The sequence below is a fragment of the Blastococcus sp. SYSU DS0510 genome (genome assembly GCF_054050835.1).
The window spans coordinates 26,294-39,438 of sequence record NZ_JBJHAC010000008.1 but is presented as its reverse complement, the minus strand read 5'-3'; the positions used below and the strand labels follow the sequence as shown (position 1 = coordinate 39,438).

Below are 13,145 nucleotides of genomic sequence, written 5' to 3'. Positions count from 1 at the left end.
GTCGTGCCTCCACCGACGAAGGGGGTCGACCGGGTGCGCGTGTACCTGCCGGCGACGACGAACGTGCTCCGCACCCTGGTCGACGAGGGGCGGCTGCCCGCTCCGCAGACCGTCTTCGCGGTGACCCCGCAGCTGCGCCGGTTCTACGCGGTGAGCGACGCGGAGGCAGACGGCGAGGAGCTGGAGTACGCCGCCCTCCTGGCCGCGGCGCGCGCCAGCCTGCGGCTCCTGGACCTCGACCCCCTGGCCGCGCGCCGGCGGGTGGTGCTCGCGGCCGACGTGCCCGACGACGCGGTGACCCCGATGGACGAGCCGCACGTCGACCCGGGCGCGGCCCGCGTCCGGCACGAGATCCGCGTCGAGGACGTGGCGAGCGCGCACATCGACGACGCCGAGGCCGAGGACGACGTCCGCGCCGCCGTCGCCGTCGTCCTGGAGGCCGACCTCGGCAGCGAGGACGCGCAGTTCGTCGTCGACCAGGCCGAGGGGCACGAGCTGGGCTGGTACGCCACGCAGGAGATCGGGCCGGTGCTCGAGCTGCTGTGAGGCCCGGGGGACCGACCGCCCGGGGGAGCGGCACGGTGCCCCGTCCGTAGGATCACGACCCGTCCGCAGCGTCGAGGTCGGGAGCCAGCACATGCAGTTCGGTCGGTACTACGAGGAGTTCGAGGTCGGGGCCGTCTACAAGCACTGGCCCGGGAAGACCGTCACCGAGTACGACGACCACCTGTTCTGCCTGCTCACGATGAACCACCACCCGCTGCACATGGACGTCAACTACGCGGAGAGGACCACCGACTTCGGCAAGAACGTCGTCGTCGGCAACTACATCTACTCGCTGCTGCTCGGCATGAGCGTCCCCGACGTCTCGGGCAAGGCGATCGCCAACCTGGAGATCGAGTCGCTCCGCCACGTCGCCCCGACGTTCCACGGCGACACGATCTACGGCGAGACGACGGTCCTGGACAAGACGCCGTCGAAGTCCAAGGACGACCGCGGCGTCGTGCACGTGGAGACGATCGGCTACAAGCAGGACGGCACGGTCGTCTGCATCTTCCGGCGCAAGGTGATGGTGCCCAAGCGCTCCTACGGCGAGGCCCGCGGCGGCGAGCAGCCCGGCCGCCCGGAGCCCACGCCCCGCGGCTGAGGGAGGCGGGCGTGCTGACCGGTCAGTCCGGCAGCACGCCCCACCCGCGCAGCGTCTCCACCAGCCGGGGCGTGCACGGCAGCCCGGCCAGCGTCGCCGCGTCCGCGAAGACCGCGTCGACGGCGTCGTCCCCGGCGACCGGCTGAGCGGCCGGGCCCACGAGCGCGCAGGCGACGTCGACGACGTGGTAGACGACCGCGCCGGCATCGATCCGGACGCGGCCCACCTCCGCGCCGGCGCGGACGTGCAGCCCGGTCTCCTCGCGCACCTCCCGCTCGACGGCGCGGGCGACGGTCTCGCCGGGCTCCACCCGCCCGCCGGGCACCGACCACAGGCCCCGGCCGGGGGCGTTGCGCCGGCGCACCAGCAGCAGGCGGCGCTGCGCGTCGTGCACGATCGCGCCGACGCAGGGCACCACGGGCGGCTCGCCGTCGGTCACGCCCGCAGGCTACGCAGGCCGCCGACGGGGTCGCCCCGCCGCGCTGCGCTTGACGATCGCGGCCGCTCCCGAGACCGTGTCCCCGATGAGTGCGTCGCCGGTCTGCCCGCGCTGCGGTGAGCCACTGGTCGTCCGCCACGGGTCCGAGGCGCACGCCTGGTGCCACCTGCACGGCGCCGTCACGCCCCTGCACCACACCGCGCTGGTCGCCCACGACGCGATCGCCGCCGTCACCGCCGACGCACGCGTGCCGGCGTGGGTGCCCGACCCGGTGCCGCCGGGCTGGGCGGTGACCGGCCTGGCGTGGGGCGGCGAGCCGGGCGCGCGGGCGATCGTCGTCGACTGCGCCGGCCCGGCGCCGCTGGGCGGAGCCGCCGAGCTCGTGCTGGTGGCCGAGGAGCCCGGCACCGGAGTGGGCTGCGGCTACGCGGGGCTCCCCGGGCTGGACCCCGGTGACGTCATCTCCGGGCCGAGCTCGGCGTACGTGGAGGCCGCCGGCCAGCACGCCCCGCTGTGGGCGGTGCCGACCCGCGACGACCGGGCCGCGTTCGTCGGGGAGGCCTACGGCGTCTGGCTGTGGCTGGTCATGTGGCCGCAGAGCGCGGCGTGGCTGCTGGTCGAGGAGCTGCACCTGCTCGACCTGCGCGAACGCATCTACCCCGACCTGCCGCTGGGCCCGGTGGGGGAGCACCTGCTCCCCGGCCGCTGACCCGCGGGTGCCGGAACCGGACGGGCCGCCGGCGGACCGGCGCGTCGGGCGGACCCACGCTGGGGCCTGTGTTACTCATGGGACGAACGCGTCCGCCGCACCCGGCGGGCCCTCCTGCCGGCCCGGGCGACCCGGGCCGCCTCACCCGCACCCCGGAGGTGGCGGTGAACCTGAAGAAGGTCCTCACCTGGCTGGTCGTCGCCTTCGTGCTGTTCTACGTGATCCAGGCGCCGGAGTCCTCCGCGCAGCTCGTGCGCAGCGCCGGCGAGGCGCTCGGCGACGCCGCCTCCTCCCTCGCGCAGTTCGTCGGCTCCCTCGTCTGAGCCGGTGAGCGCCCCCGCCGGGCTGCCGACCCGGGCTGCCAAGGACGTCCGGAAGTACCTGCTGGACGACGAGGACGCGGTGGTGGTCACCCGCCGGCACTGGGCGGTGCTCATCGTGCCGACGCTCAAGTTCCTGCCGGTCCTGCTCGTCGGCGGGTGGCTGCTCGTGCTCGATCCCGACAACCGGGTGACGAGCACGATCGGGATGCTCGTCGTCCTCGTGGCGCTGGGCACCTACGGCATGCGCGTCGGCGAGTGGTGGATGCGGCACTTCATCGTCAGCCGGCGGCGGGTGCTGCTGACCTCGGGCGTCATCGTCCGCACCGTCACCCTGCTGCCGCTGCGCCGGATCACCGACCTCACGTGGAAGGAGACCTTCCTCGGCCAACTGCTGGGGTACGGGACGTTCCGCTTCGAGTCCGCCGGGCAGCAGCAGGGCCTGTCGGAGATCACCTTCCTCCCGCGCGCCGGGGACCTGTACCGGGAGGTCAGCGGCCTGCTGTTCGGGAGCGACTGGGGCAGCGCCTCCTCCGGGGACGACGAGGGCAACCCCGAGGCGCCGCCGCCGGCCGGGCCGGTCGCCACCGGTGGACGGCGCGACACCGAGCCGATCCCGCCCATCCGGCCGCGGGAGCCGTGACCGGCCGCCCACCGGGTGCGGCGGACCGTCGTGGGGCAGGCTGACCGGTGATGCGGATCGACCTGCACACCCACTCCTCGGTGTCCGACGGCACCGACGACCCCCCTGCGCTGCTCGCCGCCGCGCGGGCCGCGGGGCTGGACGTCGTGGCGCTCACCGACCACGACACGACGGCGGGCTGGGCGGCGGCGGAGGAGCACCGCCCGGCCGGGCTCACCGTCGTCCCCGGCATGGAGCTCTCCTGCCGCTGGTTCCCCTCCGACGGGGCACCGGTCAGCGTGCACCTGCTGGGCTACCTGTTCGACCCGCTGCACCCGGTGTTCGCCGCCGAGCGGGCCCGGCTGCGGGACGAGCGCCTCAGCCGCGCCGAGCGGATCGTGCAGGCGCTGGCCGACGACGGGTACCCGGTCTCCTGGGCGGAGCTGGTCGAGCACGCGGGCGGCGGGGTGGTCGGCCGGCCGCACGTGGCGCGGGCGCTGGTCCGCGCGGGCGTCGTGGGCACCGTCGACGAGGCGTTCGCCGGGCTGCTGCACCACCGCAGCCCCTACTACGTGAGCAAGGCCGACACCGACGTCCGCGAGGGGATCGCCCTCGTGCGGGCGGCCGGCGGCGTCCCCGTCTTCGCCCACGGGCTGGCCACCAAGCGCGGGCGGGTGGTGGGCGACGACGCGATCGCGGCCATGGCGGCGGCGGGGCTGCTCGGCCTGGAGGTCGACCACCCCGACCACACCGCCGCGCAGCGCGCCCACCTGCGCGGCCTGGCCGCCGAGCTCGACCTGCTGGTCACCGGCTCCAGCGACCACCACGGCACCAACAAGGCGACGCCGCTCGGCGCGTGCACGACCGACCCGGAGGAGTTCGAACGGCTGGTGGCCGCCTCCGGCGCCGCGCCCTGGGGCGACTGAGCCGGGTCGTCGCCCCCCGCGGCTACCGTGACCGGCATGCGCAACCCCACCGACGGCGGCCAGGCGGTGCTGCCCGGCATGCCCCGCCGGCTGCTGCGCGCCTCGCCGAAGTCGCTGGCCGACTTCTCCGACTGCCCCCGGCGCTACCGGTTCGCCAACGTCGACCGGCCCAGCCCGCCGCGCGGCCCGCGGTTCGCCCACCACACGGTCGGGACGGCGCTGCACCAGGTGCTCTCCTCGTGGTGGGACCTGCCCGTCGAGCGCCGCACGCCCGGCGCCGCCCGGCAGCTGCTGATCGGCGCGTGGAGCCCGGCCGGCTTCCGCGACGCCGAGCAGTCCGACCGCTGGCGGGCGCGGGCGGCGGGCTGGCTCTCCGACTACCTCGCCGACGTCGACCCCACCGAGGAGCCCCGCGCGCGGGAGCGGACGGTGAGCACGATGACCGAGCGGATGACGTTCTCGGGCCGGGTCGACCGCATCGACGAGCGCGGCGACGAGTTGGTCGTCGTCGACTACAAGACCGGCCGCTCGCCGAGCACCGACGACGAGGCGCGCGGCTCCCAGGCCCTCGCGCTCTACGTGCTCGCCGTCCGCCGCACGCTGCGCCGGCCGTGCAGCCGCGTCGAGCTGCACCACGTGCCCACCGGCACCGTCGCGGCGTTCGAGCACACCGAGCGCTCGCTGGCCAACCACGTCCGACGGGCCGAGGACGTGGCGATCGACATCCAGGCGGCGAGCGAGGCGGTGGCCGCGGGCGAGGACCCCGACGCCGCCTTCCCGGCGGTACCGGGCCGGCAGTGCGGGTGGTGCGACTTCCGGTCGAGCTGCCCGGCCGGCCAGGCCGCGGGGCCCGCCCGCGAGCCCTGGAGCTTCCTCCCTGAGGACGAGCCCTAAGCCGCGGACGAGGCGTCGGCCACGCGGGCGTAGCCGGCGCGCACGATCGGGGACCGGTACGCACGGTCGGGCAGCGCCAGGAACGCGGCCCGGAACGCCCTGAGCCCGGCGGTCGCCGCGGCGTCGGTCAGCGCGAGCCCGGGCAGGGAGTACAGCTGCCGGGCCCAGGCGGGCTGCAGCGCGAAGCAGAGCCCGGCCAGGCTGCCCCACACCGGCCGGGCCGGCGTCAGCAGCTGCAGCCACCCGGGCATCGGCGGGAGGAACAGGTCGCGGATGCCCTTCACGGCCGCGGGGGTGGAGGCGAGCGAGGGGCGGATCTCCTCGAAGTAGGCGTCCAGCGCGGCCACCGACCGCGGCACCGTCTCCAGCGGCACGCCGACGAGGTGCGCGAAGGCGACCTGCTCGGCCACGTAGCGGTCGGCCTCCTCGTCCGAGACCGCGACGCCGGCCCGGCGCGCCGTCGTCAGGATGGACCGGACCGCGCAGTTGTGCACCCACAGGAGCAGGTCCGGGTCGTCGACGCGGTACGCCCGGCCGGTCGTCTCCTCCACGCCCGACAGCTTGCGGTGGTAGCCCCGCACCCGGGCGGCCATCCGGCGGGCCTCGGTGCGCCGGCCGAAGACGACCGTCTCCATGTACTGGCCGGTGCGGGTCATCCGCATCCACCAGTCGTCCTTGAACCCGGTGGAGTTGCGCGCCACGCCGTCCATGGCGACCGGGTGCAGGGCCTGCAGCATCAGGGACCCCATCGCGCCGACGTGGTAGGCGGGGTCGCTGTGGATCCGCCACGTCACGCTGCCCGGGCCGAAGAAGCCCAGCCGGTCCTCCTCCTCGGTCCAGTCGTCGGGCGAGGGCAGGGGAGCGAGCCGGTTCACGACCGGCTCCCGGCCCTCGACCAGAAGTCGCAGAGCACCTCGAGGGTCCGGGGTGGGTTCTCGACGGCGGGGGAGTGGATGGCGAAGTCGATCACCTCGTGGCGGGCGCCCAGCCGCGCTGCCATGTCGGCCTGCACGTGCGGCATCCACGCGTCGTCGGCCTCGCCGTGCGCCACCAGGATCGGCACCCCGGTCTCCTTGAGCTCGGCCACCCGGTCGGGTTCGGCGAGCATCGCCGCGGCCATGCCGCGGAGCCCCGCGGCGGAGTTGCGCAGGAACCGGCGCGAGTAGAACTCCCGGGTCGGCGCCGGCACGGCCTGCGCCCTGGGGTCGGTCATCGCCACCTGCTCCAGGGTCTGGTGCACCAGCGGCACACCGCCGGCGTCCAGCAGCGGGCCGAGGTGGTCGAGCAGCTCGGCGCGGCGCCCGGTCAGCCGCGAGGGCCCGGAGCCCAGGAGCGTGAACGTCGTGACGAGGGCCGGCTCGGCGAGGACGGCGGCGCGGGTCACCAGCCCGCCGAAGCTGTGCCCCACCAGGTGCAGGGGTGCGCCGGACTCCTCGCGCAGCACCCGGGCCACCGCGCGGACGTCGTCGCCCAGCGTCTCCACCGAGTACTGGGCCGGGTCGTCGGGTCCGGGCGACTCGTACTGCCCGCGCTGGTCCAGCGCCACGACCCGGTACCCGGCGGCGGCCAGCGGCCGCAGCAGGGGCGCGAAGTCCTCCTTGCTGCCCGTGTAACCGGCCACCATCAGCACCGTGCCGCGCTCGGCGCTCCCCCCGGTGTCGAGAGCGGCGAGCGGCCCGGCGCCACCGGCGAACGTGCGCGGAACAGCGTCGTGCTGCGCGAGCTGGCGGAGGTCGTCGGGCGCGATGGCGAGGGACATGGCGTGGGCGTCGGGGCCGCCGGGCAGGACCATGGTGCCCAGTGAACCCCGCTCGCGGCGGCGATGCCGCACGGGTACGCCTCAGCGGTAGGCGCGGACCTCGCCGGGTAGCGCGAGCACCACGACGGGGCCGACGACGGTGGCGACCGCCCCGCCGGGGAGCGCGGTCACCTCCGACCGGCCGAGCTCGTCGCCGGTCGCGGGGTCGCGGTGGACGACGCCGTCGGCGGTCGGGACGGGGAGCGCCGGGGCGCCGTCCCGGGTCGTGGTCGGCTGCCCGGGCAGGCCGGTCGCGGGGACGTCCCACAACGGTCGCGCCGACTGCGGGTCCAGGGCGGTCAGCGTGCCCCCGGCCCGGATCAGCACGGCGGTGTCGGTGGCCTCCTGCCCGACCGTGTCCCCGGCGCCGGCGGGGAGGGTGGTGAGGAGGGCGCCGTCGGCGGCGGAGAGCAGCTGCACCTCGTCGCCCAGCCGCACAGCCACCGGCAGGGCGGCCCCGACCAGCTCGGCGGTCTGCCCGTCGGGCACCCGCAGGTCGCGGGTCCAGTGCTCGTCGCCGTCGAACCCGTCGAGCAGCCGCAGCTGCGCGTCCGGGGAGTCGGCGCACTGGTGGAGGACGGCGACGCCGGCGTCCCCGGCGGTGGAGCCGAGCAGCGTGCAGCCCTCCGGCGGCGCGTACCGCCAGCGGATGCCGCCGCCGAGCGGGTCGAGGGTGACGATCCCGGTGGGGGTGGCGGCCAGGACGATCCGGTCGGTGGCGGAGAGGGTGACCTCCGGTCGGAAGTTCACGTTGCGGGTCCAGGCGCGCACCCCGGTCCCGGCGTCGAGGGCGACCGCCTCGTCGCAGCGGTCCTCCGTGCGGAAGACCGCGACCGCGACGCCGTCGGTCACGGTGAGCCCGCAGAGCCGGGCGTTGTCCCGCGTGTAGTGCCAGGCCTCCGCGCCGGTCACCGGGTCCAGCGCCCGCACGCCGTGCGGCGAGCCGACGAGCACCCGGCCCTCGGCGACGACGTCCCCGGGCAGCGGCTCGCTCGCGGCCGACCACCCCAAGGAGACGGCGCCGGCCGGCGTCCCCGGGGGGACGTCGGCCGGCGCGGCGGTGGTGCTCGAGGTGGCGGCGGCGTCCGACCCGCGCCACAGCAGGGTGGCGACGACGACCAGCGCCAGCGTGGCAGCGACCCAGATCCAGACCCGCAGCGGCATCTGCACCAGGCTGGAACGGCCGCCCTCCAGGGGCCCACGCCGAGCGTGCGAGGCGTGGGGGGGAGGGTGGCCCTTCATCAGGACGCGGCGTCGGCGCCCGAGTGCTCCGCGCCCGCGCCGTCGCCGCCGGAGCCGCTCCGTCCGGCACCGCCACGGCGGCGGCGACGGCGGCGCGGCTTGGCGCCGCCGCCCTCGGTGGAGGCCGAGGGGACGCCCTCGGCGGAGGCGTCGCCCTCGGGGGCGGCCGCACCGGCCTCGCCGGCCCCGAGGGCGCTGCGCCGGGTCCGGCGCCGCGGACGGCTCTTGCCGCCGCCGGCCTGCTCCTCGTCGCCGGTGCGGCTGGGCTCGGCCGGGCCGCGCGCGTCGCCGCGGCCCGCCGGGCGGTTGCGCTTCCCCGTCTCGCCGAGGTCCTCGAGCGTCTCGGCCTCCAGGCCCTCGCGGGTGCGCTGCGAGCGGGGCAGGCGGCCCTTGGCGTTCTCGGGCACGTCGAGGTCGGAGTAGACCCACGGCGAGGTGGAGTAGGTCTCCGGCGGGTCGTCGAACCCCAGGCCGAGCGCCTTGTTGATCAGCTGCCACCGGGGGATGTCGTCCCAGTCGACCAGCGTGACCGCGACACCGGTGGAGCCGGCCCGGCCGGTGCGGCCGATGCGGTGCACGTAGGTCTTCTCGTCCTCGGGGCACTGGTAGTTCACGACGTGGCTGACGCCGGTGACGTCGATGCCGCGCGCGGCGACGTCGGTGGCGACGAGGACGTCGACCTTGCCGCTGCGGAACGCCCGCAGCGCCTGCTCGCGGGCGCCCTGCCCGAGGTCGCCGTGCACGGCGGCCGCGGCGAACCCGCGGTCGACGAGCTCGTCGGCGACCTTCTGGGCGGTGCGCTTGGTGCGGCAGAACACCATGACCAGCCCGCGGTCGCGGGACTGCAGCACCCGGGAGAGCAGCTCGGGCTTGTCCAGGTTGTGCGCCCGGTAGATGAACTGGGTGGTCTGCGGGACCGTGGAGCCCTCGTCGTTGCCGTGCGCCCGGATGTGGGTCGGCTGGGTCATGAACGACCGCGACAGGGTCACGATCGGGCCGGGCATGGTCGCGGAGAACAGCATCGTCTGGCGCTTCTCGGGCACCATCGCGAGGACCCGCTCGATGTCGGGCAGGAAGCCCAGGTCGAGCATCTCGTCGGCCTCGTCGAGGACGAGGACGCGGACCTTGCCCAGGATCAGGTCGCCGCGCTGGGCGAGGTCCAGCAGCCGGCCCGGCGTGCCGACGACGACCTCCACGCCGCTGCGCAGCGACTCGATCTGCGGCTCGAACGCGCGGCCGCCGTAGATGGCCTGCACGCGGATGCCGCGCGTGGCGCCGGCGGTCCCGAGGTCGCGCGCGACCTGCACGCACAGCTCGCGGGTGGGGACGACGACCAGGGCCTGCGGAACGCCGTCGGCGCCCTCGCTCGGCGGGGTCACGCGGGTCAGCAGCGGGACGCCGAAGCCGAGGGTCTTGCCGGTGCCCGTGCGGGCCTGGCCGATGAGGTCGTTGCCGGCCAGCGCCAGGGGCAGCGTGAGCTCCTGGATGGCGAAAGTGCGGGTGATCCCGGCGTCGGCCAGCGCGGACACGATGTCGGGGTGCACGTCGAAGTCGCTGAACAGCGGGCTGTCGGGGGCGACGGGGGCGCCGCCGAGCTCCTCGACGGTCTGCTCCAGCTCCTCGGGAGCGGGCGCGCCGGTCTCGGCGTGCTCCAGCTCGGGGGCGGTGGCGTCGGTGGGGGTCTGCTCGATGGAGGTCAGTGCTCTCGCCTCTGGTGTGCTGGGGGACCGGCTGCGGCAGCGGTGTCGCCGCCTCGCGCCCGTCCCGGGTCGGTTGTCGCGGGATCGGTTCCTGCGCCGACGCGGCCAGCAGAACCGGACCTCGCCACGGCCCGGGAGACAGCCCGGGGGGCGTCGTCCAGCGGTCGTCAGCGCACAGATGTACGAGCGTGCCCGGAGGCCCGCCGATTCCCATGCTAGCGCGAGCAGCGGATAGCCTCTCGGCGCCGCGCTCCCCGGTGTCGGGTGCCTCACTCCTCCGGGGCACGCGCGCGTCCCTCGTCGCCGAGCCCAGGAGATGCCGTGCCACCGGTCGAGAACACGGCGGTCGCCGATCTGCTCGGGGTGCTGGCCTACGCCGAGCTCACCGCGTTCGACCGGCTGGCCGAGGACGCCCGCATGGCGCCGACGCTCACCGGCCGGGCCGCGCTCGCGCGGATGGCCGCCGCCGAGATCGGGCACCACTTCCGGCTCGCCGCCCGGCTGGAGGAGCTGGGCGTGGACCCGGCGGCGGCGATGGCCCCGTTCGTCTCGGCGCTCGACACCTTCCACGAGAGCACCCGGCCCAGCACCTGGCTGGAGGGGCTGGTGAAGGCCTACGTGGGCGACGGGCTGGCCGCCGACTTCTACCGGGAGATCGCCGGTTTCCTGCCCGAGCCCGACCGGGGCCTGGTGCTCGAGGTGCTGGCCGACACCGGCTACTCGGACTTCGCCGTCCGCGAGGTGCGCGCCGCGATCGCCGCGGACCGCACCGTCGCCGGCCGGCTGGCGCTGTGGGGGCGGCGGCTGGTGGGGGAGGCGATGACCCGGTCGCAGGCGGTGATCGCCGAGCACGACCCGCTGGCCGAGCTGATCGTCTCCGGCACCGGCGACCTCTCGGGGATCGGCCGGCTCATCGAGCGCATCACGCAGGCCCACACGGCCCGGATGAAGGCGCTCGGCCTCAACCCCTGACGCGATGACATCGTCGGCCTCCGGCCGACACCGCGGCCACGTGCCGTCCCCTGTGGCGTGGAGCGCGTCCGTCGTGCCTGCGCGGGACCCTCCGGGCCCCACTCGGCACGACCTTGCAGAAAGGGGCGCTCCGCGCATCGCGGAGCGCCCCTTTCCCCTGGAGCCTTGTGTCAGCTGCCGGTGCCGGCGATGAAGCCCACGCGGCGCTGGTCGGCCTGCGCGATCTCCACGTAGGCGATCCGGTCGACGGGGACGAGGACCTGGCGGCCCCGCTCGTCGACCAGGGTGAGCAGGCCGTCCTTGGTCGAGCCCGACATGGCCTTGGCCACCTCGGCCGCGATCTCGTCAGGGGTCTTGGGGCTGTCGATGACCAGCTCCCGGGGCGAGTGCTGGACGCCGATCTTGACTTCCACGTGGGCGATGCCTCCTCGTTTCGCGACTGACCCCAACGCTAGTGCAGACGGCGGCGGCGGGACCGGCCGAGCGGGTGCGCCGTCAGCGAAACGAGGAACAGCTGCCCTCACCACCCGCGAGCTCGCGGCGGGACCCTGCAGGGGGCGGCTCAAGAAGTGGCGTCGCCCTCCACGCGCGGGAAGCCGGAGATGCCGCGCCAGGCCAGGGCGGACATGAGCGAGACCGCCTCGTCGCGGGAGACGGTGCCCTTGCGCGGCAGCCACCAGCGGGCACTGCTCTCGGCCAGGCCGGAAAGCCCCGAGGCCAGCAGGAGGGCGCGCTCGGGGTCGGCGCCCGTGTCGGCGGCGATGACGCCCGCGATCGCCTCGACGCACACGGCCGAGCCGCGGTCGACGATCGCGCGCACGTCGTCGTCGTTGCGCAGGTCGGACTCGAACACCAGCCGGAACGCCTCGCCGTCGGCGTCGATGAAGTCGAAGTAGGCGCCGACGGCGGCGTCGACCCGCGCCCGGTTGTCGGCGGTGCGGCCCATCGCCTCGCCCACGCGGCGGGCGAGCTCGGAGACGTGCTCCTCGAGCAGCGCCAGGTAGAGCTCGCGCTTGCCCGGGAAGTGCTGGTACAGCACCGGCTTGCTGACCCCGGCGCGGACGGCGATCTCGTCCATGGCCGCGGCGTGGAAGCCGTGCGCCACGAAGACGTCCTGCGCCGCGCGCAGCAGCTGGAGCCGCCGCGCGCTGCGCGGCAGTCGGGACGTGCGCCGGTTGGCCGCGGCGGGGGATGAGGGCTGCATGGCAGGGGGATGCTACCGACGGCCGCCCAGGTCGCTCGATGGACGGTACGCAGAGTTACCGTCGAGGGCGATGTCCGAGGCCGAGCTCTCCGCGACCCCGCTGCCGGCGCTGGACCCCACCCTCCCCCCGTGGCCGGGGGAGGAGGTGCCGGTCCGCGGAGGCTCGGTGTTCGTGCGCCGCACCCCGTGGCGGGGGCCGGTCGAGGAGGGCGGGGAGGCGGGTGCGCCCCGCGAGCGGGCGCTGTACGTGCACGGTCTCGGCGGCGCCTCCACCAACTGGACCGATCTCGCGGCCCTGCTCGCGGTGCGGTTCGACGGCTGGGCGGTCGACCTCCCCGGGTTCGGCCGGTCCCGCCCCCCGGCCCGCGCCCGGTACTCCGTCCGCGGCCACGTGCGGGCCGTCATCGAGGTCCTCGAGCACGTCGCCGCCCAGCCGGGCCCGGGCACCGGCGACCCGGTGCACCTGGTGGGCAACTCCCTCGGCGGCCTGGTGAGCCTGCTCGTCGCCGCCCTGCGCCCCGACCTCGTGGCGACGCTGACGCTGGTGTCCCCGGCCATGCCCGTGTACCGGGTGCCGCCGGCGTTCAGCCGGGCGCTGCTGCTCCTGCTGGTGCCCGGCGTGCCGACGCTGGCGGAGCGCCGGCTGGCCGCCGTCACCCCCGACGAGAACGTCCGGTCGATGGTGCGCATGTGCTTCGGGGACCCGTCCGCCGTGCCGCGCGAGCGCCTCGAGCAGGCGGTCCGGGAGATGCGCGAACGGGCCGAGCAGCCGTGGGCCGACCGGGCGCTGGCCCGCAGCATGCGCGGCCTGATCACGTCCTACCTTCGGCTCGGCCCCGCCAACGCCTGGCGGGCGGCTCGGGGGCTGCGGATGCCGGTCCTGGTGGTCTGGGGCGGGCGGGACCGGCTCGTCGACCCCGCGCTCGCCCCGCGCCTGGCCGCGACCGTGCCGGACGGGCGGCTCCTGCTCCTCGACGGCGTCGGGCACGTGGCCATGCTCGAGGCCGCGGAGCCGACCGCGCGGGCGGTGCTCGGCATGGTCGAGGGCCGAACCACCCGGCCGGGCGTGGCGGACGGGCAGGCTGTGGCCGGCGAGCCACGCAGCGTGAGACCCTGAGCCCACCGGGGGCGGAGCGAGCGAGCGGGAGGGCGACCGGTGGGAGGACGTCTGA

General features: G+C 75.8%; 16 protein-coding genes. 9 read left to right on the top strand and 7 right to left on the bottom strand.

Annotated features, from left to right (window positions below; all coding sequences use genetic code 11):
* The first annotated feature begins 3 nt into the window (after positions 1 to 3).
* Positions 4 to 546, top strand: coding sequence for a DUF6912 family protein (locus tag ACI79P_RS08495; RefSeq protein ID WP_456580598.1), 543 nt, complete (start codon positions 4 to 6; stop codon positions 544 to 546).
* 91 nt (positions 547 to 637) lie between these two features.
* On the top strand, positions 638 to 1,147 hold the full coding sequence (locus ACI79P_RS08490; RefSeq protein WP_456580597.1) for a MaoC family dehydratase: 510 nt from the start codon (positions 638 to 640) through the stop codon (positions 1,145 to 1,147).
* A 22-nt stretch (positions 1,148 to 1,169) separates the two neighbouring features.
* Here the strand turns inward: ACI79P_RS08490 and ACI79P_RS08485 are convergent, their stop codons facing one another.
* The gene (locus tag ACI79P_RS08485) at positions 1,170 to 1,586 is read right to left on the bottom strand and encodes an NUDIX domain-containing protein (protein WP_456580596.1); all 417 of its coding nucleotides are present in this window, start codon (positions 1,584 to 1,586) and stop codon (positions 1,170 to 1,172) included.
* A gap of 85 nt (positions 1,587 to 1,671) precedes the next feature.
* Between ACI79P_RS08485 and ACI79P_RS08480 the strand changes: the two genes are divergently transcribed.
* The 5 genes from ACI79P_RS08480 to ACI79P_RS08460 all read left to right on the top strand — a co-directional run bounded on the left by ACI79P_RS08480 (position 1,672) and on the right by ACI79P_RS08460 (position 5,057).
* Positions 1,672 to 2,295, top strand: coding sequence for a DUF6758 family protein (locus ACI79P_RS08480; RefSeq protein WP_456580595.1), 624 nt, complete (start codon positions 1,672 to 1,674; stop codon positions 2,293 to 2,295).
* Between the two features lie 164 nt (positions 2,296 to 2,459).
* Entirely contained in the window at positions 2,460 to 2,618 is a 159-nt protein-coding gene (locus ACI79P_RS08475) for a hypothetical protein (protein WP_456580594.1), read from the top strand.
* Between the two features lie 4 nt (positions 2,619 to 2,622).
* Positions 2,623 to 3,258: a PH domain-containing protein gene (locus ACI79P_RS08470; RefSeq protein WP_456580593.1), complete on the top strand. Its 636-nt coding sequence runs from the start codon at positions 2,623 to 2,625 to the stop codon at positions 3,256 to 3,258.
* Positions 3,259 to 3,308: 50 nt separating this feature from the next.
* The gene (locus tag ACI79P_RS08465; RefSeq protein WP_456580592.1) at positions 3,309 to 4,163 is read left to right on the top strand and encodes a PHP domain-containing protein; all 855 of its coding nucleotides are present in this window, start codon (positions 3,309 to 3,311) and stop codon (positions 4,161 to 4,163) included.
* A gap of 36 nt (positions 4,164 to 4,199) precedes the next feature.
* Positions 4,200 to 5,057, top strand: a complete 858-nt coding sequence (locus tag ACI79P_RS08460) for a RecB family exonuclease (protein ID WP_456580591.1) — start codon at positions 4,200 to 4,202, stop codon at positions 5,055 to 5,057.
* On the opposite strand, the gene ACI79P_RS08455 is transcribed toward ACI79P_RS08460, so the two are convergent.
* From ACI79P_RS08455 to ACI79P_RS08440, 4 genes are all read right to left on the bottom strand, one after another.
* A complete protein-coding gene (locus tag ACI79P_RS08455) occupies positions 5,054 to 5,932 on the bottom strand; it encodes an oxygenase MpaB family protein (RefSeq protein WP_456580590.1) in 879 nt (292 codons plus the stop codon). The genes ACI79P_RS08460 and ACI79P_RS08455 overlap by 4 nt on opposite strands.
* On the bottom strand, positions 5,929 to 6,849 hold the full coding sequence (locus ACI79P_RS08450; protein WP_456580589.1) for an alpha/beta fold hydrolase: 921 nt from the start codon (positions 6,847 to 6,849) through the stop codon (positions 5,929 to 5,931). Before ACI79P_RS08450 ends, ACI79P_RS08455 begins: the two co-directional genes overlap by 4 nt.
* A 48-nt stretch (positions 6,850 to 6,897) precedes the next feature.
* On the bottom strand, positions 6,898 to 8,019 hold the full coding sequence (locus tag ACI79P_RS08445) for an outer membrane protein assembly factor BamB family protein (RefSeq protein ID WP_456580588.1): 1,122 nt from the start codon (positions 8,017 to 8,019) through the stop codon (positions 6,898 to 6,900).
* 77 nt (positions 8,020 to 8,096) lie between these two features.
* On the bottom strand, positions 8,097 to 9,641 hold the full coding sequence (locus tag ACI79P_RS08440; RefSeq protein ID WP_456580587.1) for a DEAD/DEAH box helicase: 1,545 nt from the start codon (positions 9,639 to 9,641) through the stop codon (positions 8,097 to 8,099).
* A 477-nt stretch (positions 9,642 to 10,118) separates the two neighbouring features.
* Here ACI79P_RS08440 and ACI79P_RS08435 point away from each other — a divergent pair, with 477 nt between their 5' ends.
* On the top strand, positions 10,119 to 10,769 hold the full coding sequence (locus ACI79P_RS08435) for a ferritin-like fold-containing protein (RefSeq protein ID WP_456580586.1): 651 nt from the start codon (positions 10,119 to 10,121) through the stop codon (positions 10,767 to 10,769).
* Positions 10,770 to 10,939: 170 nt separating this feature from the next.
* Here the strand turns inward: ACI79P_RS08435 and ACI79P_RS08430 are convergent, their stop codons facing one another.
* Both ACI79P_RS08430 and ACI79P_RS08425 read right to left on the bottom strand, forming a co-directional pair.
* Entirely contained in the window at positions 10,940 to 11,182 is a 243-nt protein-coding gene (locus ACI79P_RS08430) for a DUF3107 domain-containing protein (RefSeq protein WP_346619940.1), read from the bottom strand.
* Positions 11,183 to 11,331: 149 nt separating this feature from the next.
* A complete protein-coding gene (locus tag ACI79P_RS08425; protein WP_456580585.1) occupies positions 11,332 to 11,973 on the bottom strand; it encodes a TetR/AcrR family transcriptional regulator in 642 nt (213 codons plus the stop codon).
* Between the two features lie 70 nt (positions 11,974 to 12,043).
* Between ACI79P_RS08425 and ACI79P_RS08420 the strand changes: the two genes are divergently transcribed.
* Positions 12,044 to 13,090: an alpha/beta fold hydrolase gene (locus ACI79P_RS08420; RefSeq protein WP_456580584.1), complete on the top strand. Its 1,047-nt coding sequence runs from the start codon at positions 12,044 to 12,046 to the stop codon at positions 13,088 to 13,090.
* Positions 13,091 to 13,145 lie beyond the last annotated feature (55 nt).